The organism is Caballeronia udeis (genome assembly GCF_001544555.2).
Lineage (GTDB): Bacteria > Pseudomonadota > Gammaproteobacteria > Burkholderiales > Burkholderiaceae > Caballeronia > Caballeronia udeis.
Window position 1 is genome coordinate 53,159 of record NZ_FCOK02000049.1, and the last position, 18,328, is coordinate 71,486.

Here is an 18,328-nt window from a genome sequence, read left to right on the forward strand (position 1 = left end):
AAAATCACCATGAGCATCATCGTTCGCAATTTGCAGAAGCGCTTCGGCGATTTCGTCGCGCTGGACAACGTCTCGCTCGACTTCCCGTCGGGCGAGCTCGTCGCGCTGCTCGGGCCGTCGGGCTGTGGCAAGACCACGCTGCTGCGCGTGATCGCGGGGCTGGAATACGCGGACACCGGTTCGGTCGTGCTGAACGGCGAGGACGTCGCGGCCGTGGGCGCGCGCGAGCGGCAGGTCGGTTTCGTATTCCAGCATTACGCGCTGTTCCGGCATATGACCGTGTTCGAGAACGTGGCGTTCGGCCTGCGCGTGAAACCGCGCAAGGAGCGGCCGTCCGAAGCGGTGATCCGCGAGAAAGTGCATGAATTGCTCAAGCTCGTGCAGCTCGACTGGCTGGCGCAGCGGTTTCCATCGGAGCTTTCCGGTGGGCAGCGGCAGCGGATTGCGTTGGCCCGGGCGCTGGCAGTCGAACCGAAAGTACTGCTGCTCGACGAGCCGTTCGGTGCACTCGACGCCAAGGTCCGCAAGGAACTGCGCAGCTGGCTGCGGCGTTTGCACGACGACCTGCATATTTCGACTATTTTCGTCACGCACGATCAGGAAGAGGCGCTTGAAGTCGCCGACCGGATCGTAGTGCTCAATCGTGGTCACGTGGAGCAGGTCGGCAGTCCGCAAGATGTCTATGATCATCCACAGACGTCATTCGTCTATGAGTTCCTTGGCGCGGCGAACCGGCTCAAGGGCAGTGTGGATGCGAACGGTTTTGTGGCGCAAGGCGCCGCGCAGCCGATCGTTACCGAGGCGAATTTCGCGGGTCCTGCGGTGGCTTACGTACGGCCGCACGACCTGACACTGTTCCCGACGGCGAGCGGTCATCGAGATGGCATCGTGGTCGATGTCCGCCGTGTCGTCACGCTCGGCGGCTCGGTGCGCGTGGACCTGGAAGGCGCCGAAGGCAATGTGCTGGAAGCGGAACTGGATCGCGAAACCTGGCGTGGATTAAATCTGAATATTGGCGATGGCGTGACCGCCGTGCCGCGTGTTCTGCGTGTGTTCCCGGCGCATTGAGCTTACTGAATCAAGCATACTGAAAAAGAGAGGCTGACATGAACTTCCAGCAATTGCGTTTCGTACGCGAAGCCGTCCGGCAGAACATGAATCTGACCGAGGTCGCGAACGTGCTTTATACGTCGCAATCGGGTGTATCGAAGCAGATCAAGGACCTCGAGGACGAACTCGGCGTCGATATCTTCATTCGACGCGGCAAGCGTTTGACGGGTCTGACCGAGCCGGGCAAAGAGGTGCATCAGGTGATCGAGCGGATGCTGCTCGATGCCGAGAACCTGCGCCGCGTGGCCCGCCAGTTCGCCGATCAGGACAACGGCCATCTGGTGGTCGCGACCACCCACACGCAGGCGCGTTACGCGTTGCCTAAAGTGATCCGCCAGTTCACGGAAGTGTTCCCGAAGGTCCATCTCGCGCTGCGTCAGGGCAGCCCGCAACAGATCGCGCAGATGATTATCAATGGCGAAGCGGATATTGGCATCTCGACCGAAGCACTCGACCGGTACCCGGATATCGTCACGTTCCCGTGCTACTCGTGGCATCACACGGTGGTCGTGCCAAAGGGGCATCCGCTGGTCGGCCGCGAGAACATCACGCTCGACGAGATCGCGGAATATCCGATCGTTACGTATGACCACGATTTCACCGGCCGTTCGCATGTTGACCAGGCGTTTGCGAAAGCGGGCGCGCTGCCGGACGTGGTGCTGACCGCTATCGATGCCGACGTGATCAAGACGTACGTGGAATTGGGCATGGGCATCGGCATTGTGGCCGCGATGGCCTTCGACGAAAAACGCGATACCGAACTCGTCGCGCTCGACACGCAACATCTGTTCGAAGCCAGCACCACGCGCGTGGGCTTGAGGAAGGGCGCTTTCCTGAGGGCGTATGCGTACAGGCTGATCGAGATGTTCGCGCCGCAACTCGACGAAGCGCAGATCGCGGCGCAACTGCGGGAAGCTGCCTAAGCCTTGAAAAGCTCAACGGCTTAAAAAGCAGCCGGCCGCCGCTCCGCTACAATTACGGCCATGAACTCCTCACACACTTCATTGCCGCGGATTGCGGTGCTGGCCACCGGCGGAACCATCGCCGGCGAGGCCGGCGATGCCTCGAAAACCTCGGGTTACAAGGCCGGCGTACTCGGCGTCGATAAACTGCTCGGCGCCGTGCCTTCGCTCTCGCAAGTCGCGCAGATCCACGCCGAGCAAGTAGCGAGCATCGACAGCAAGGACATGACTCCGGCGCTATGGGCCACACTCTGCGCGCGGGTGAACGCGTTGCTGGCGCAGGACGATATCGACGGGATTGTCATCACGCACGGTACCGACACGCTCGAGGAAACCGCCTACCTGCTGCATCTGACCGTCAAAAGCGAGAAGCCCGTGGTGCTGACGGCAGCCATGCGGCCGGCGACAGCCTTGTCCGCCGATGGCCCCCTGAATCTTCTCAACGCCGTGACGGTGGCGGCAAGCCGGGTATCGTGGAAGCAGGGCGTGCTGGTCGCGTTCAACAACCAGATTCACTGCGCCCGCGATGTGACCAAGACGAGCACTTTTGCCGTCGACGCCTTCCGGTCCCCCGAAGGCGGTGCGCTTGGTTGGGTGCAGGACGGCCAGGTGGAATTCCAGCGCTCAGTGGTGAGGCCGCATACGCTGCGCAGCCCGTTCCAGATGTCCGCTGATCTGCCCGCGGTCGAGATCGTGACGAGTTATGCGGGGGCGTCGCGCGCCGCTATCGATGCATTCATTGCCGCCGGCGTCAAAGGCCTGGTGATCGCCGGGACGGGCAATGGCTCACTTCATTCAACGCTTCAACAGGCCGTTGCCGAAGCCGTCAGGCAAGGCGTGGCGGTGGTGCGGTCCTCGCGGGTAGGAGCGGGGCATGTGATGCGCAATGGCGCCGCGCCGGACGATGCACTTGGTTCGATCACGGCAGACGCTTTGAACCCGTACAAGGCGCGTGTGCTGCTGATGCTGGCGTTGGCGGCGGGCACTGCGTCGGCAGACCTGCAGCGCGTGTTCGATACCTATTGATCGTGGCGACGCCGGACTTCCGGCGCTAGCGTTCTATCCGCCCAGTATCTTCCGATACTGCACAAACCCCGACCGGTCCGCGATGCGGTCGTATAACTGCATTGCGTCGGTATTGGTTTCATGCGTCAGCCACCAGACGCGCGAGCATTGTGCTTCTTCGGCCTTGGCATAGACATGCTCGATCAGCTTGCGTCCAATCCCGGCTCCGCGAATATCCGGTTCCACGTATAGGTCCTGCAGATAACAATAGTCGCCGGTAGTCCAGCACGACCGATGCATGATCCAGTGCACCATCCCGACTACGCGGCCATCCATTACCGCCACTGCAGCAAATACCGGCTCCGATGGATCGAGCATTCGCATCCATGTGCGCAGCGTGGTGTCCATGGGGATATCGGTCTTGTAGAAAGCCTGATAACCGCGCCATAGCGTCAACCACGCATCAAAGTCAGCAACGACCACCGATCTGATCTGAGGAGGGAGTGTTGATGTCATGGTCGTGCGTTTCCCGACAGGTGATTGGAACAGTGCGAAATAGTGTGGGAGATCATAGTGCGCTTCAGCAAAGGCAAAAAGATCCAGCCGCGCTCGTTTTCCAGGAGCCACGTGCCGGAAGCGGCCATCGCGTGAAATAGTCAGGGGGGCAATGGCGGATTCGCGTGTTTCAGATGTTGATGCGGTCTGGAAAAGTGATGCAGTATTTCGCACAAAGACTGATATGCGTTTCGGAAAATATGATCGCAATCGGCAACACGTTTACCTGGTGAAACCATTGCCGCGATAACCTCTCGATGCACCGTAACGGCAGTCAAATTCCCTTGGAGAGTGCGTGTCCATGCACTAGACTTGAGCCAGGATTTTCGAGGCTGATAGTCCCTGCGATCACCCGAAACAGCGAAGCGGCATACTGGTGGAAACACAGGGCATGGTTAATCAGGCTTTGATTTGTGTTTCACTTCGGTTTTATATATTTCGTAATCCTATTAAATTTTCGATTTTCAGATTATCGAAATATAGGGTGCGCCGGTTCGCAACCCGGATTGACGGGACAAGTGATGAAACATCCCATGGCTGTGTATTCGCTGCAGGAGCTGCACCGGTCGCTTGTGCAAACAACGCTGCGGACAGAAAGTCCCGATTCTTCTGTGGGTGACACTTCACTCAGGCTATTTATCAGGCAACCATTCACCGAGTCGGGTGAGTCACAGCAGCGCTTGATCGAACAGATACTGCAAATAATCGACACCGCCAATGACCCGCGCTGTCCTTTCAACTATCTCACCGGCACCAGCGCTGAAAGTGCTGACACCTTCAGGGAATCGTTTGAGCGTAACCGTCACCTGCCGTTTACGCCGAAGAACTTTCGTGACTATCGGCTGAAGTTGCTGGACCAGGCCGATGCCCTGATCAATATCAGGGTCGGCATGAGTGAGAGCAGCGCCTTTGAACTGAGTTATCACATCTTCAAGGGGCAATGTTCCCCGATCCTGTTTCTCGTCTGGAAGCATGCTCCGATCAAGACAACGCTCATTCGGGAGCTCGATGATTTATGTGAGGTGACTTACCTGGAGTTCGAATGCGCGGACGAGTTGAGGGCAGGCATCCACGGTTTTTTTCATATGCTGTCGACCAGACGTGCGGCCCAGAATGCAGTGCTCCGGGAAAAGATGATTTGATAAGGCGACGCGGCTGATGCAGGTCAGTCGTTCTTGGCGGAGCCTGCGCGGACCCGGGAACAAAATCAGCCTCCCTTCGCGCAGTCGCTCAGGCGCTCAACATCGCCGGACACAATATGCGCGAGATGCCGGGTAATCGATTCGATTGGCCAGTCCCACCAAGCGAGTGCCTGGAGTCTGGCAGCGACACCGGACGCGAATCGTTCCTTAAGCGGTTTTGCCGGGTTGCCTCCCACGATCGTATAGGCGGGAACATTGCTGGTGACGACAGATCGTGACGACACAATCGCGCCGTCGCCAATCCTGACTCCCGGCATGATAAGCGCGTCGTAGCCAATCCATACGTCGTTGCCGATTACGGTATCGCCCTTATAGGGAAGGTCGCTGATCGCAGGTGTGACCTTTTCCCAGCCATTGCCGAAAATCTGAAACGGATAAGTGGATATGCCCGAGAGCTTGTGATTCGCCCCGTTCATGACGAACTGAGCGCCTTTGGCAATCGCACAGAATTTTCCGATCACCAGTTTGTCGCCGATGAACGGGTAGTGATACAGGACATTTCGTTCGAAGTTCTCCGAATCCTCGGGATCGTCGTAATACGTGTAGTCCCCAATCAAGATGTTCGGGTTGCGCACGGTATTTTTGATGAAACAGACTTGCGGAAATCCCTTCATGGGATGTTTGTTGTTTGGATCAGGACCGTTCACATGACCTCCTCGAAACCTGGTCGCGAATTCGCCGGGCATCAAAGCTTTGCCCGCTTCAGCGTTCGATGTAGGCGAGTAGTGTATTGGCAAAGCTGTCTGCCGGTCTATGCCGCCGCGCTGCCAAAACTGCCCCTGAAAACCGATGCAACAAAAAACGCGACCCTCGAGTTGCGTTTCTGTTCAACCATTCGCCCGGTCTTCAAGCCAGGACGGGAATCCGCAGAACCTGTCCGGGGTAAATCTTGTCCGGGCTCTTGAGCATCGGTTTGTTGGCTTCGAAGATCACGTCGTTCTTTGCGCCGCTGCCGTAGTACTTGTCGGCGATCTTCCAGAGATTGTCGCCAGAAACTACGGTATGGAATTGCGAAACAGGCGTGGGGTTCAGCACGGTGAGTTGGTCGTCGACCTTGTCCACATGCTGCACATTACCTGCTGCCACGAGGATTTTCTCCTTGGTCGCCTGATCGGCGGCCTGACCGCTCACCGTGACCGTATGCGACGCGCCGTCGAAGCTGACTTGCAGGTTGTCGGCATTCAGGCCTTGCGTGCGAATGTAGGCTGCAATTGCATCGCCAGCCGTCTTGTTGAGCGCGGCGACATCCGGTGCCGGTGCTGCTCCTGCCGGTGCGGCTGTTGCTGTAGTTGATACAGCGCCGAACAACTTCTCGCCAGCGTCCTTGATGAAACTGAAAATGCCCATGTTGCAACTCCTGTAATGACCGCGTGAATCGGCACGATAAGGCCGAGTCCTTTAGTCGCGAGAACTAACCGATAGTTCTCGGTTTCACCGATGGAGTTGTAATACTGTGTGGATGGATATTTTTTGACACGCTTGAGTCAACAAAGCAAAGAAAGATCCGGCAAGGCGGACACCCGGCAATGACGTCTGACCGACCAAGGCTTCCACGTCATCACCGGGCGCCGCTTGACGGACCCCGCTTTATTGCACTTTCTGCAACCGGCTATGCGCACGCATAGGCGTCAGCCGGTTTTCGAGCAGTTCATTCGGTAACCTGATGATTCGACATCAGTTCCAGCGCCTTCACCATTCCTGAGTGATCCCACTCGCGTCCGCCGTTCGCCACGCACACGCTGAACAATTGCTGCGCGCTCGCCGTATGCGGCAAAGCAAGACCCAGTTTCTTCGCACTTTCCAGCGCGAGGTTCAGATCCTTCTGGTGCAATTCGATCCGGAAGCCCGGATTGAACGTGCGCTTCGTCATGCGTTCGCCGTGAACTTCCAATATCCGCGATGCCGCGAATCCACCCATCAACGCACGCCGCACGCGCTCAGGATCCGCACCGGACTTTGAAGCGAACAGCAACGCCTCGGCCACCGCTTCGATGTTCAACGCGACGATAATCTGGTTCGCGACCTTGCAGGTCTGTCCGGCGCCGTTATCGCCGATGAGGGTCACGTTCTTGCCCATGACATCGAAGAGCGGCTTTGCGCGTTCGAACGCCGCTTCCGGCCCACCGACCATGATCGTCAGCGAGGCTTCACGCGCACCGACTTCGCCGCCTGACACCGGCGCATCGAGATAATCGCAGCCGAGCGCGTTGATTTTCTTCGCGAACGCTTGCGTCTCGATCGGCGAGATCGAGCTCATATCGATAACAAGCTGGCCTTTTTCCAGACCTTGCGCAACACCGTCCTCGGCGAACAGGACGTTAGCGACATCGGGCGTGTCCGGCACCATGATGACGACGATTTCGCTTGTCCGGGCGACGTCGGTAGAGCTGGCAACCACTTTACCCAGCGAGCGCAGGTCGTCCGGCACGGGATACGCGCCGTTCAGCACCAGCGAATGGCCTGCTTTCTTCAAATTGCGCGCCATGTGCGCGCCCATGATGCCCAGGCCGATAAATCCGATTGTTGCCATTGCGTGTCTCTCCTCCAGTTATGCCACTGCTCGCGCAGTCTTCCAGCCGGCGATTTCCTGCAGCCAGCCAAGACCGGCTCCAGTGGTGCCGCGCGGTTTGTATTCGCAACCAATCCAGCCGTCGTAGCCCAGCGAATCGAGCAACGAGAACAGGAACGGATAGTTGATCTCGCCCGTGCCGGGCTCGTTGCGGCCGGGGTTATCGGCCAGTTGAATATGCGCAATCGACGGCAGGTTGCGCTTGATCGTGGCAGCCAGTTCGCCTTCCATGCGCTGCATGTGATAGATGTCGTATTGCAGGAACAGGTTGTCCGAGCCCACGTCGCGAATCACGTCCAGCCCTTCCTGTGACCGGTTCAGCGCGAAGCCGGGGATATCGAAGTGATTGCACGGCTCGACCAGCAGCTTGATGCCTTCTTTGTTCAACGCGGCGGCCGCAAACTTCAAGTTCTCGACGATGGTTGCCCGCGCTTCCTCACGGCTCACCGATGCCGGCGGAATCCCAACGAGGCAATTGAGTTGCAGCACGTTCAACGCCTTTGCGTACTCGATTGCCCGCGTCACGCCTTCACGGAATTCTTCGCCGCGATCGGGCAGGCACGCTATGCCACGCTCGCCTGCTTCCCAATTCCCGGCAGGCAGGTTGTGCAGCACGAGCTCGAGATTGTTCGCATCGAGACGCTGACGCAGGTCTGCTGCCGGGTACGGATACGGGAACAGGAATTCAACCGCTTCGAAGCCCGCTTCCGCTGCTGCTGCGAAGCGGTCGAGGAACGGCACCTCGTTGAACAGCATGGTCAGGTTTGCAGCAAATTTCGGCATGGTTTTGTTCTCTCTCAGGCGTTATGCGCGATGGCCGTGGGCGCGTCCTGCTGGCTTTCGGCCAGCGGCTCGAATTCATTGATCGCATCAATCTCCGTGCCCATCGCGATGTTCGTCACGCGCTCCAGGATCACTTCCACGATGATCGGCACGCCGAATTCCGCGAGCATGCCCTGGGCCTTGCGCAGGGCGGGGGCGAGGTCTTCCGGGTTGAAGACGCGCACTGCCTTGCAGCCGAGCCCTTCGGCCACTGCGACGTGATCGACGCCATAGCCGTTCAGATCGGGCGCGTTGATGTTCTCAAAGGCGAGCTGGACGCAATAGTCCATGTCGAAGCCACGCTGTGCCTGACGGATCAGGCCGAGGTACGAGTTGTTCACGACCACATGGATGTACGGCAGCCGGAACTGCGCGCCAACGGCAAGCTCTTCGATCATGAACTGGAAGTCGTAGTCGCCGGACAACGCGACGATCGGCCGTTGCGGGTCCGCGGCACGCACGCCGAGCGCTGCCGGAATGGTCCAGCCGAGCGGGCCGGCCTGGCCGCAGTTGATCCAGTTGCGCGCCTTGTACACATGCAGGAACTGTGCGCCGGCGATCTGCGAAAGACCGATCGTCGAGACGTAGCAGGTATCGCGGCCGAAGACCTTGTTCATCTCTTCGTAGACGCGTTGCGGTTTCATCGGCACGTTGTCGAAGTGCGTCTTGCGATGCATCGTGCGCTTGCGTTCCTGGCACTCGCCGACCCACGTTCCACGATCCTTCAGCTTGCCCGCGGCCTTCCACTCACGTGCCACTTCGACGAACAATTCGAGCGCGAATTTAGCGTCGGAGACAATGCCCAGATCCGGTCCGAACACGCGGCCGATCTGCGTCGGTTCAATGTCGACGTGAACGAATGTACGGCCCTTCGTATAAACCTCGACGCTGCCCGTGTGACGGTTCGCCCAACGATTACCGATACCCAGCACGAAGTCGGACGCGAGCATGCTGGCGTTGCCGTACCGGTGCGCCGTTTGCAAACCGCACATGCCGGCCATCAGCGGATGATCGTCGGGGATTGCGCCCCAGCTCATCAGCGTGGGGATCACCGGCACGTTCATGATTTCAGCGAATTCGACCAGCAGATCCTCGGCCGCCGCATTCAACACGCCGCCACCCGACACGATCAACGGGCGCTCCGACGCCGTCAGCATCGCCAGCGCTTTTTCGACCTGAGCGCGCGTTGCTTTCGGCTTGTAGACGGGCAGCGGTTCGTACGTGTCGATATCGAACTCGATTTCCGCGAGTTGCACGTCGATCGGCAGGTCGACCAGCACCGGACCCGGACGGCCCGAGCGCATCAGGTGGAATGCCTGCTGGAACACGCGCGGCACGAGCGCCGGTTCGCGCACGGTCACGGCCCACTTGGTGACCGGCTTGGCGATCGATTCAATATCGACGGCCTGGAAGTCTTCTTTATAGAGACGCGCACGCGGTGCCTGACCGGTGATAGCGAGAATAGGGATGGAGTCGGCCTGGGCGGAATACAAGCCGGTGATCATGTCCGTTCCCGCCGGTCCCGACGTGCCGATACACACACCAATGTTGCCTGGCGCTGCCCGCGTATAGCCTTCGGCCATATGCGACGCGCCTTCCACGTGGCGTGCCAGCACGTGGCCGATGCTGCCGGCCCGTTGCAGGGCGGAGTAGAACGGGTTGATCGCGGCGCCCGGAACGCCGAACGCCATTTCGATCCCTTCTTTTTCCAGCACGAGAACGGCTGCGTCGACTGCTCGCATTTTCGTCATGAGTGTCTCCTTCCATTGTGTTCTGCTGCATCGCGCCCTTGCGCAATGTCGTTGAGGGGACTTTATGCGTATGCCGGAGTGTTGATAAGATCAGCCAGAGTCGTTTGATCCGATACAAAAAGTATGGAACGGATGAACAATGGAGACAGGCAAATGGACCGCTTCAGGCAGATTGAGACGTTCGTGAAGGTCGCCGAGGCCGGCAGTCTGGCTGCGGCGGCGCTGGAGGAAGGGGTGTCGCCGGTCATTTTGGGGCGGCGTATTGATGCGCTGGAGAAGCGTCTGGGCGTCAAGCTGATGTACCGGTCGACGCGCCGTCTAGTGGTAAGCGAGGAGGGCGCGGCGTTCCTCGAACGCTGCCGTGGCCTGCTCGCCGACTGGAATCAGGCTGAAGGCGAACTTGCCGATGGCCAGCGCACCGTCGACGGCCATCTGATTGTCTCGGCACCGGCGGCGTTCGGACGAATGCACGTGGCGCCGCACGCGCCCGGTTTTCTCGTCGATAAACCCGCGTTGCAGATGTCGTTCAACCTGAACGACCGCGTGGCCGACCTGATCCGCGAGGGGTACGACCTGTCGATCCGTATCGGCGGGGCGGTTGATCAGAACTTCGTTGCGGTGAAACTCGCCGATAACCGCCGGGTGGTCTGCGGCACGCCGGCGTATTTCAGGAAGCACGGCAAGCCGAAATCACTCGATGACCTGCCGCGCCACAACTGCCTCGCGTTCAATTTGCAGGGCGGGCAGAACCGCGGCTGGTATTTTCGCCGCAACGGCAAACTCGTTACTGTGCGTGTTTCGGGCAACCTGGATTGCAACGACGGCGAACTGTTGCACCGGTGGGTGTCGGAGGGGCATGGACTTGGTTGGCGCTCGACCTGGGAAATCCAGCGGCAATTGGCAAATGGCGAACTGGAAACCGTCCTGGACGAGTTCGCGCTCCCCGACTACGACATCCTCGCGGTCTATCCGCAGCAGCGCTACGTGCCCGCGAAAGTGCGCTACTTCATTGATTATTTGAAGAAAATCTACGCACAGCCGGATTATTGGAGCCGCGAAAGGTGACTTTCGCGGTCGCTGGGCCGCATGGGCGCTAAGCCATTGAAAACACAGCGGAAGTAATACGCGAAATGCGTAAATCAGTTGTGTGGCCGGCCGTATCTCGCTATAATCGCTGGCTTCTCTCTTGCCGCACCGGTCCGACGCCCGGGTGGCTTTATATCCTCAAGGAGTAACAATGCGTCATTACGAAATCGTATTTATCGTGCATCCGGATCAAAGCGAGCAAGTGCCCGCCATGATCGAACGGTACAAGACCACGATCACGACTCACGGTGGTTCGATCCATCGCATCGAAGACTGGGGCCGCCGTCAGCTGGCTTACATGATCGAGAAACTCGCGAAGGCTCACTACGTGTGCATGAACATTGAATGCAGCCAGGAAACGCTCGAAGAACTGGAACACGCGTTCAAGTTCAACGACGCTGTGCTGCGTCACCTCATTGTCAAGATGAAGAAGGCCGAAACCGGCCCGTCGCCGATGATGAAGGAAGTGCACCGCGAAGAAGCCAAGAAGGCGGCCAGCCAGCCGTCGACTGAAGCGCAGGCAAGCTAATCTTAGCTAGGGCGACTCTGAAAGTCGTCAAGCCACCAGGAATCAAGTGAACCGGCTGCAACTGACAGCAAGCGTCGTGGAACGCGAACCGGTGCGGTACACCCCCGCCGGCGTCCCCATAGCAAGCTGCACGTTGCATCACCGTACGGAAGTCGTCGAAGCGGGCATTCCCCGCCAGATCGAATTGACACTCCCGGCGGTTGCGGCCGGTGCTGCGAGCGGCAAGCTGGAAGGCCTGACAATGGGCGTAGAAACGCTCTTCACGGGCTTCATGGCCAAGAAAAGCCGCAACGCGCGAACCCTGGTGTTTCACATCACAGAATTGCAGGATATTGGAAAGGACTGAACATGCCCCGCCCGACTGGTAAGAAATTCGACAAACGTCGTCAGCAACAAAACCCGCTCTTCAAGCGCAAGAAGTTCTGCCGTTTCACCGCGGCTAATGTCGAGTACATCGACTACAAGGACACGGAAACGCTGAAGGACTTCGTTGGTGAGAACGGCAAGATCACGCCGGCTCGTCTGACAGGAACGAAGGCTCACTACCAACGTCAGCTCGATACGGCTATCAAGCGCGCTCGTTTTCTCGCGCTGTTGCCGTACACCGACCTGCACAAGGCCTAATCAGACGACGCAATAAGGAAAAAGCCAAATGCAAATCATTCTTTTGGAAAAAGTCGTCAACCTGGGCAACCTGGGCGACATCGTTCGTGTCAAGGACGGTTACGCACGTAACTTCCTGATCCCGGGCAAGAAGGCCCGCCGTGCAACGAAGGACGCAATCGCCGAATTCGAAGTGCGCCGTGCTGACCTGGAAAAGGTTGCCGCTGAAAAGCTGGCAGCTGCAACGGCCCTGGGCGAAAAGCTGAGCGGCGCGACCGTTCAGATCTCGCAAAAGGCTGGCGTCGACGGCCGTCTGTTCGGTTCGGTGACGAACGCGGACATCGCCGAAGCGCTGAAGAAGCAAGGCCTGGCTGAAGTCGAAAAGTCGCAAGTGCGTCTGGCCGACGGCCCGCTGAAGCTGGTTGGCGATCACGCCGTCCAGGTTGCACTGCACACTGACGTGGTTGTCGACGTCACGGTGTCGGTGCTCGGCGAACACGCTTAAGTGTTTTGCCGGTCGGGCTTAGCCCTGCCGACGATGTAAAAGTAAAGCCGTAGTAAAGGAAAGGCGGGAACCGCGAGCGGTTCCCGCCTTTTTGTTTTTCCGGCCTCGCCGCCGCCCGTCATTTCGCCGATAATTCCTCCCCATGAACGCACCGTCGAAAGATCCGCAACTGGATGCGCTGAAGGTCCCGCCGCATTCCATCGAAGCCGAGCAGTCCGTCATTGGCGGCTTGCTGCTGGATAACGCCGCATGGGACCGTATTGCGGACGTGATGTCGCACGGCGATTTCTACCGCTACGACCATCGGATCATTTATGAGGCGATCGGCAAGCTGATCGCCACCACGCGTCCGGCCGACGTGATCACCGTCTACGAGGCGTTGACGAACACCGGCAAGGCCGAGGAAGTGGGCGGCCTGGCGTACCTGAACGCGCTCGCGCAGAACACGCCGAGCGCCGCGAACATTCGCCGTTATGCGGAAATCGTGCGGGATCGGGCGGTGTTGCGCCGCCTGGTTTCGGTCGCCGATGAAATTTCCGCCGACGCGTTTAATCCGCAAGGCAAGGAAGTGCGTCAGCTGCTGGACGAGGCCGAGGCGAAGGTGTTCTCGATCGCGGAAAGCGGCGCGCGCGGCACGCAGGGTTTTCTTGAGATCGGACCGTTGCTCACGCAAGTGGTCGAGCGGATCGACACGCTGTATCACACCGCGAATCCCAGCGATGTGACCGGCACGCCAACGGGTTTCGTCGATCTGGACCGTATGACCTCGGGCATGCATGGCGGTGAACTGATCATTGTGGCGGGCCGGCCGTCGATGGGTAAAACCGCGTTCTCGATGAATATTGGCGAATACGTGGCCGTGGAATATGGTCTGCCGGTGGCCGTGTTTTCCATGGAAATGCCGGGCACGCAGCTCACCATGCGTATGCTGGGCTCGGTGGGCCGTCTCGATCAGCACAGGATGCGTACCGGTCGCCTCACTGATGAAGACTGGCCGAAGCTCACGCATGCAGTGCAGAAAATGAGCGAGGCGCAGATCTTTATCGATGAAACGGGTGGCCTGAACCCGATGGAACTGCGTTCGCGCTCGCGCCGTCTGGCGCGGCAGTGCGGCAAGCTGGGCCTGATCATCGTGGACTATTTGCAGCTCATGTCCGGTTCCGGTTCTGCTGGTGAAAACCGCGCGACCGAAATTTCCGAAATCTCGCGTTCACTCAAAAGCCTCGCCAAGGAACTGGATGTTCCCGTGATGGCACTCTCGCAGTTGAATCGCGGGTTGGAGCAACGACCGAACAAACGTCCGATCATGTCCGACCTGCGTGAGTCCGGCGCTATTGAACAGGACGCGGACGTGATCCTGTTTATTTATCGCGACGAAGTCTACAACCCGGATACCCCGGACAAGGGCACGGCCGAGATTATTATCGGTAAGCAGCGTAACGGCCCGATCGGCCCTGTTCGACTCACGTTCCAAGGTCAATATACGAAGTTCGAGAATTTTGCCGGTGCGCAGAATTTCTACGGGGACTAGGGAACTTATCCCCCGTTCACGTTCGATTTGACCCCGTTCAGGGTGCGGCGGGGGTCCCGCGAAGGTACAATGTGGCAGTTTTATGTCAGTGCCACTTTGAGCTACTTTCCGGGATTTTCATGTTCGGTCGATTCATGCCCACCGAGGGCAAATTTTTCGAAATCTTCAATGCGCACGCAAAGTGCATCGTTGACGCAAGTCACGAACTCGAATTGCTGATCGACAACATGGACCAGATGGAGGTCCATAAGCAGAACGTCCAGAGCAACGAAAAACGTGCGGACAAGCTCACGCACGAAACCATCGATCTGCTGCACAAGACCTTCATCACGCCGCTCGATCGCGACGAAATCCACAAACTCATCACGACGATGGACGACATCCTCGACCTGATGGAAGACGTCGCCACCGCCATTTCGCTTTACGACGTGCGTGAATCGACCGCGGAAATGAGCCAGCTCGCGCACATTTGCACGGCGACCTCTGAACGAGTACAGCAAGCCGTCAAGCTTCTGGCCGACATGAAACGCGCCAGCGAAATCCTGAAGATCTGCGAAGAAATTGACCGTCTGGAATCGGACGCCGACCGCGTGCTTCGCTCGGCCATGTCGAAACTCTTCCGCGAAGAGGACAACGTCAAGACGCTGATCAAGCTGAAGGCAATCTACGAGTTGCTCGAGACGATCACCGACAAATGCGAGGATGTCGCGAACATCATCGAAGGCATCGTGCTGGAAAACGCCTGATTTCAGCCGCGCCACTCACTCCATAAACGATGCATTCGATTCAACTCGCCCTCTGGGCTGTCATCACGCTCGTCGTGGTCGCACTCGTGTTCGACTTCATGAACGGCTTCCACGACGCAGCCAATTCCATTGCAACAGTCGTATCCACCGGCGTGCTGAAACCTCAGCAAGCCGTGGCGTTCGCTGCCGCGTTCAACGTCATTGCGTATTTCATCTTCCATTTGAAGGTTGCCGCCACCGTCGGCAAAGGAACGATCGACCCGGCTATCGTCGATCAATACGTAATCTTCGGCGCGCTTGTCGGGGCGATCGGCTGGAACATCATCACGTGGCACTACGGCATTCCGTCGAGTTCGTCGCATGCGCTGATTGGTGGCCTGGTCGGCTCGGCATGGGCGAAGTCGGGGTGGGGCTCGCTGAATATGGACGGCTTGCTCAAGACCGTCTCGTTCATTTTCATCTCGCCGCTGCTGGGTTTCGTGCTTGGGTCGCTGTTCATGCTGATCGTGTCGTGGATGTATTTCCGCACGCCGCCTTCCAAGGTGGACCGGCGGTTCAGACGCTGGCAGCTTATATCGGCGGGGTTGTATAGCCTCGGGCATGGCGGCAACGACGCTCAGAAGACCATCGGCATTATCTGGATGCTGCTGATTGCGGCGGGATATTGGTCAGCGGCGGCGGACGCACCGCCGATCTGGGTGATCGGCGGATGTTATCTGTCGATGGGGCTCGGAACGCTGTTCGGCGGCTGGCGCATCGTGCGCACGATGGGCCAGAAGATCACGAAGCTCAAGCCGGTCGGTGGGTTCTGCGCGGAGTCGGGCGGGGCGATTACGCTGTTCATTGCGTCGTTCCTGGGTATCCCCGTGTCGACCACGCATACGATCACCGGCGCGATTGTCGGTGTTGGCGCGACGCAGAAGTTCAGCGCGGTGCGCTGGGGTGTGGCGGGGAATATCGTCTGGGCCTGGATCCTGACCATTCCAGCCTCAGCCGTGATGGCCGCCGCCGCTTGGTGGCTCGGACATCGCTTTCTTCCTTGAAAACAACGAGCAGTTCGCGGGCGACTTTTGGATAAGTCACCCTCAGTCACCCGCGCTTTGCGTTAGATCAACGGCGCGCTGACACCGTCCATTGGAATGATCGCACCCGATACGTAACTGGCCCGGCGGCTTGCCAGAAATAGCGCAACGTCTGCGATTTCCTCGGGTTTTGCGTATCGGCCAAGAGGCACCTTTGCCTGGCTTAGCTTCAGCGCTTCATCTCGCGTGACGCCCAGTCTCTGCGCCTCGAGCGCCAGTGCTTCCTCCACGCGTTCCGTTAAGGTCGCGCCCGGATTGATCGCGTTGATGCGAATGCCCAACTTTGCGTAATGATGTGCGAGACCGACGGTTGCCAGCATCAGCGCCGCATTCGCCGCGCCTCCCGCGATATGAATATCGCTCGCGATCTTCCCACCCATTCCGATGATGTTCACCACCGCGCCCGGCTCGGCCTTGGGGTTCGCCTTCAGCCGTTCAGCCATTTGCTTCAGCACGGCTTGCTGAGGGTAGATGCAGGGGAAATATTTCGCTTCCATCGCGGCCTTGTAGCCGGCGGCATCGAGGAGATCCGGGTCATAGCGTTTGGCGGCGCCCGCGCAATTCACGAGAATATCGATCGGGCCGAGCGCGCCCGTCGCTTCTTCCACCACGTCTTGCGCGCTGTGCGCTTCGTGAAGATCGGCACGCGCCAGATGCACGTGAAAGCCATCTTTCGCGAGTTCTTCGCGCGCGCGCGCGAGGTTTGCCGGATCGCGCGAAACAATCGCTACGCGCGCACCTTCCGCTGCAAATGCTCGCGCGCACGCGAAGCCGATACCCTTGCTGCCGCCCGTGATGAGCACGATCTTGCCGGCGAGTCCCAAGTCCATGAGTTCACTCCTGTCGAGGCCGATGGTCGATTCGATGATGCATGGAATCGTTATCGAGACACGATAGCAGACGCTGGGAATGTGTGCGGCCCGGAGAAACGCGCTGAAGCGCTCGCAGGATGACAGCCTAGTAGCTGCCGTTAGCGAACTTCGCGATGGGGTCGTCGGTAGCGGCGGGGCGCGTGGGCGTGAGCGAATTCGTGGAGGCGCGCATCACGTGGGCAGTGGGGTCGGAGGCGGGAATCCGGCCAACCGATGACGACTGTTGTTCTTGCACCGAACGCACCTGTTGCGCTGCCAGCCGGGCAGTGGGCGGCGGCGGTTCGAAGGCATCGGCGGCGGCGGCGATGGGATCGGGCGCATTCGATGCCGCGGCAACGGCGTTCGATTCAGCCTGTGACTCGCGCGGCGGCGAAATTGCATTTGCGGCTTGCGATTGACGCTGCGCCGCGGACAACGAGGACGGCGGCGGTTCGAACTGATCGGCGGCGGCCGTACGGTAGGAGCCTGCGGGTGGTGGCGTCATAGCCTGTGCAGGTTGTTGCTGCGTAACGGGCGCGGCCATGGCTGCCGCAGGCGGCGGTTCATAACGATCGCTGGCCTGGGCGGCAACTTGTGTTGGTGAACGGCTCGACGCTCCATCCGCCGGTGCGGGAACAGGGACGGGCGACGCCAGATACGTCGGTGCATCGAATGGAGCCGGAGCGGCTTTCGGCGGCGCGACGCGCCGGATGCCATCGAAACGCTTGGCCCAATACGGATTGGTGAGGTAATCGAGCCGTACCGTGCCGCCCGTTGACGGCGCGTTCACGAAGCGCAGCTTACCTACGTAGATGCCGACGTGCGAATGCGGCCGGCCCGTCGTGTTGAAGAAAATCAGGTCGCCGGGGGCAACTTCGTCGGGTTCAATCGATTCGCCGCGCACGCTCATGTCCGCGGTCGTGCGGGGCAGGTTCACCGATGCCGCCCGATCCACCACGTAGCGCACGAGCCCGCTGCAATCGAAACCCGCTTCTGGCGTATTGCCTCCCCATCTATACGGCACGCCCACGAGCGACATTGCCTGGATGGAAATTTCCTCGCGCCCAACGCTGTGGTCCACGAAATTCGGGAAGCCGGAGGGGGTGGCGAAAGTGCGATTAGATGCGGTAGCGTTCGATGCGGCCGGTGCACGCGACATCCGCGTCGGCGCGCTGGAGCACGCGGCAACGAGGAGGGTGAGCAGCAGCAGTGACCAGAGTCGACGCATTCGGAAGGGCGAGCCGAGGGTGAACATGAGCGCTCGCCGTAATGGCGGTCTCGCGATACTAGCCCGTCAGACGGGGCCTGAGCAAGTTTTCTTGATAAGTCACTTGAGGTTTACGCTGTAAGTGTTGCTCGGGAGAAACGTGTTTTGAGATCCAAAACACGCTAAAAAGACGCAAAAAAGCCCGGCAAGCG

Annotated in this window: 20 protein-coding genes; 12 read left to right on the plus strand and 8 right to left on the minus strand. The window is 59.3% G+C overall.

The features are described 5' to 3' along the window. Nucleotides 1-9: 9 nt before the first annotated feature. From AWB69_RS28740 to AWB69_RS28750, 3 genes are read left to right on the plus strand one after another with little or no spacing between them, the layout of a single operon-like run. Entirely contained in the window at nt 10-1,068 is a 1,059-nt protein-coding gene (locus AWB69_RS28740; protein ID WP_062090222.1) for a sulfate/molybdate ABC transporter ATP-binding protein, read from the plus strand. A gap of 38 nt (nt 1,069-1,106) precedes the next feature. Beyond that, a complete protein-coding gene (locus tag AWB69_RS28745) occupies nt 1,107-2,033 on the plus strand; it encodes a CysB family HTH-type transcriptional regulator (RefSeq protein ID WP_062090223.1) in 927 nt (308 codons plus the stop codon). A gap of 60 nt (nt 2,034-2,093) precedes the next feature. Next, nucleotides 2,094-3,098 (plus strand): asparaginase, encoded by a 1,005-nt coding sequence (locus AWB69_RS28750; protein WP_062090224.1) that lies wholly within the window; start codon nt 2,094-2,096, stop codon nt 3,096-3,098. 33 nt (nt 3,099-3,131) lie between these two features. On the opposite strand, the gene AWB69_RS28755 is transcribed toward AWB69_RS28750, so the two are convergent. Beyond that, complete coding sequence (locus tag AWB69_RS28755; RefSeq protein ID WP_062090225.1) at nt 3,132-3,593, minus strand: GNAT family N-acetyltransferase; 462 nt, start codon at nt 3,591-3,593, stop codon at nt 3,132-3,134. Between the two features lie 560 nt (nt 3,594-4,153). Between AWB69_RS28755 and AWB69_RS28760 the strand changes: the two genes are divergently transcribed. Continuing rightward, nucleotides 4,154-4,774: a hypothetical protein gene (locus AWB69_RS28760; RefSeq protein WP_156529000.1), complete on the plus strand. Its 621-nt coding sequence runs from the start codon at nt 4,154-4,156 to the stop codon at nt 4,772-4,774. 65 nt (nt 4,775-4,839) lie between these two features. Here the strand turns inward: AWB69_RS28760 and AWB69_RS28765 are convergent, their stop codons facing one another. From AWB69_RS28765 to gcl, 5 genes are all read right to left on the minus strand, one after another. Further along, nucleotides 4,840-5,481 carry a Vat family streptogramin A O-acetyltransferase gene (locus tag AWB69_RS28765; RefSeq protein WP_062090245.1) on the minus strand — a complete coding sequence of 214 codons (642 nt, stop codon included), beginning with the start codon at nt 5,479-5,481 and terminating at the stop codon, nt 4,840-4,842. 199 nt (nt 5,482-5,680) lie between these two features. Further along, nucleotides 5,681-6,181 carry a peptidoglycan-binding protein LysM gene (gene lysM, locus AWB69_RS28770; protein WP_062090227.1) on the minus strand — a complete coding sequence of 167 codons (501 nt, stop codon included), beginning with the start codon at nt 6,179-6,181 and terminating at the stop codon, nt 5,681-5,683. A 301-nt stretch (nt 6,182-6,482) separates the two neighbouring features. After that, a complete protein-coding gene (gene glxR / locus AWB69_RS28775; RefSeq protein ID WP_062090228.1) occupies nt 6,483-7,364 on the minus strand; it encodes a 2-hydroxy-3-oxopropionate reductase in 882 nt (293 codons plus the stop codon). Between the two features lie 18 nt (nt 7,365-7,382). Beyond that, complete coding sequence (hyi, locus tag AWB69_RS28780) at nt 7,383-8,186, minus strand: hydroxypyruvate isomerase (protein ID WP_062090229.1); 804 nt, start codon at nt 8,184-8,186, stop codon at nt 7,383-7,385. A gap of 14 nt (nt 8,187-8,200) precedes the next feature. Next, nucleotides 8,201-9,976 carry a glyoxylate carboligase gene (gene gcl, locus AWB69_RS28785; RefSeq protein WP_062090230.1) on the minus strand — a complete coding sequence of 592 codons (1,776 nt, stop codon included), beginning with the start codon at nt 9,974-9,976 and terminating at the stop codon, nt 8,201-8,203. A 153-nt stretch (nt 9,977-10,129) separates the two neighbouring features. Between gcl and AWB69_RS28790 the strand changes: the two genes are divergently transcribed. The 8 genes from AWB69_RS28790 to AWB69_RS28825 all read left to right on the plus strand — a co-directional run bounded on the left by AWB69_RS28790 (nt 10,130) and on the right by AWB69_RS28825 (nt 16,019). Continuing rightward, on the plus strand, nt 10,130-11,041 hold the full coding sequence (locus AWB69_RS28790) for a LysR family transcriptional regulator (protein WP_062090231.1): 912 nt from the start codon (nt 10,130-10,132) through the stop codon (nt 11,039-11,041). 172 nt (nt 11,042-11,213) lie between these two features. After that, nucleotides 11,214-11,591, plus strand: coding sequence for a 30S ribosomal protein S6 (rpsF, locus tag AWB69_RS28795; RefSeq protein WP_062090232.1), 378 nt, complete (start codon nt 11,214-11,216; stop codon nt 11,589-11,591). 46 nt (nt 11,592-11,637) lie between these two features. Next, nucleotides 11,638-11,937, plus strand: coding sequence for a primosomal replication protein N (gene priB, locus AWB69_RS28800; RefSeq protein WP_062090233.1), 300 nt, complete (start codon nt 11,638-11,640; stop codon nt 11,935-11,937). A gap of 2 nt (nt 11,938-11,939) precedes the next feature. Continuing rightward, nucleotides 11,940-12,215 carry a 30S ribosomal protein S18 gene (gene rpsR / locus AWB69_RS28805; protein WP_047896822.1) on the plus strand — a complete coding sequence of 92 codons (276 nt, stop codon included), beginning with the start codon at nt 11,940-11,942 and terminating at the stop codon, nt 12,213-12,215. 28 nt (nt 12,216-12,243) lie between these two features. Continuing rightward, entirely contained in the window at nt 12,244-12,699 is a 456-nt protein-coding gene (gene rplI / locus AWB69_RS28810; protein WP_062090234.1) for a 50S ribosomal protein L9, read from the plus strand. Between the two features lie 142 nt (nt 12,700-12,841). Next, the gene (locus AWB69_RS28815) at nt 12,842-14,230 is read left to right on the plus strand and encodes a replicative DNA helicase (protein ID WP_062090235.1); all 1,389 of its coding nucleotides are present in this window, start codon (nt 12,842-12,844) and stop codon (nt 14,228-14,230) included. A gap of 119 nt (nt 14,231-14,349) precedes the next feature. After that, nucleotides 14,350-14,976: a DUF47 domain-containing protein gene (locus tag AWB69_RS28820; RefSeq protein WP_062090236.1), complete on the plus strand. Its 627-nt coding sequence runs from the start codon at nt 14,350-14,352 to the stop codon at nt 14,974-14,976. Between the two features lie 29 nt (nt 14,977-15,005). Then, nucleotides 15,006-16,019, plus strand: a complete 1,014-nt coding sequence (locus tag AWB69_RS28825; RefSeq protein WP_062090237.1) for an inorganic phosphate transporter — start codon at nt 15,006-15,008, stop codon at nt 16,017-16,019. A gap of 62 nt (nt 16,020-16,081) precedes the next feature. Here AWB69_RS28825 and AWB69_RS28830 read toward each other — a convergent pair whose 3' ends face one another. Together AWB69_RS28830 and AWB69_RS28835 are read right to left on the minus strand one after the other, a co-directional pair. Further along, on the minus strand, nt 16,082-16,888 hold the full coding sequence (locus AWB69_RS28830; RefSeq protein WP_062090238.1) for an SDR family NAD(P)-dependent oxidoreductase: 807 nt from the start codon (nt 16,886-16,888) through the stop codon (nt 16,082-16,084). A 127-nt stretch (nt 16,889-17,015) separates the two neighbouring features. Continuing rightward, complete coding sequence (locus AWB69_RS28835) at nt 17,016-18,137, minus strand: C40 family peptidase (RefSeq protein WP_062090246.1); 1,122 nt, start codon at nt 18,135-18,137, stop codon at nt 17,016-17,018. Nucleotides 18,138-18,328: the final 191 nt, after the last annotated feature.

Coding starts and splice junctions, on each gene's coding strand:
- AWB69_RS28740 (WP_062090222.1), top strand. CDS start 10: ATGAGCATCATCGTTCGCAATTTGCAGAAGCGCTTCGGCGATTTCGTC.
- AWB69_RS28745 (WP_062090223.1), top strand. CDS start 1,107: ATGAACTTCCAGCAATTGCGTTTCGTACGCGAAGCCGTCCGGCAGAAC.
- AWB69_RS28750 (WP_062090224.1), top strand. CDS start 2,094: ATGAACTCCTCACACACTTCATTGCCGCGGATTGCGGTGCTGGCCACC.
- AWB69_RS28755 (WP_062090225.1), bottom strand. CDS start 3,593: ATGACATCAACACTCCCTCCTCAGATCAGATCGGTGGTCGTTGCTGAC.
- AWB69_RS28760 (WP_156529000.1), top strand. CDS start 4,154: ATGAAACATCCCATGGCTGTGTATTCGCTGCAGGAGCTGCACCGGTCG.
- lysM (WP_062090227.1), bottom strand. CDS start 6,181: ATGGGCATTTTCAGTTTCATCAAGGACGCTGGCGAGAAGTTGTTCGGC.
- glxR (WP_062090228.1), bottom strand. CDS start 7,364: ATGGCAACAATCGGATTTATCGGCCTGGGCATCATGGGCGCGCACATG.
- hyi (WP_062090229.1), bottom strand. CDS start 8,186: ATGCCGAAATTTGCTGCAAACCTGACCATGCTGTTCAACGAGGTGCCG.
- gcl (WP_062090230.1), bottom strand. CDS start 9,976: ATGACGAAAATGCGAGCAGTCGACGCAGCCGTTCTCGTGCTGGAAAAA.
- AWB69_RS28790 (WP_062090231.1), top strand. CDS start 10,130: ATGGACCGCTTCAGGCAGATTGAGACGTTCGTGAAGGTCGCCGAGGCC.
- rpsF (WP_062090232.1), top strand. CDS start 11,214: ATGCGTCATTACGAAATCGTATTTATCGTGCATCCGGATCAAAGCGAG.
- rpsR (WP_047896822.1), top strand. CDS start 11,940: ATGCCCCGCCCGACTGGTAAGAAATTCGACAAACGTCGTCAGCAACAA.
- rplI (WP_062090234.1), top strand. CDS start 12,244: ATGCAAATCATTCTTTTGGAAAAAGTCGTCAACCTGGGCAACCTGGGC.
- AWB69_RS28815 (WP_062090235.1), top strand. CDS start 12,842: ATGAACGCACCGTCGAAAGATCCGCAACTGGATGCGCTGAAGGTCCCG.
- AWB69_RS28820 (WP_062090236.1), top strand. CDS start 14,350: ATGTTCGGTCGATTCATGCCCACCGAGGGCAAATTTTTCGAAATCTTC.
- AWB69_RS28825 (WP_062090237.1), top strand. CDS start 15,006: ATGCATTCGATTCAACTCGCCCTCTGGGCTGTCATCACGCTCGTCGTG.
- AWB69_RS28830 (WP_062090238.1), bottom strand. CDS start 16,888: ATGGACTTGGGACTCGCCGGCAAGATCGTGCTCATCACGGGCGGCAGC.
- AWB69_RS28835 (WP_062090246.1), bottom strand. CDS start 18,137: ATGCGTCGACTCTGGTCACTGCTGCTGCTCACCCTCCTCGTTGCCGCG.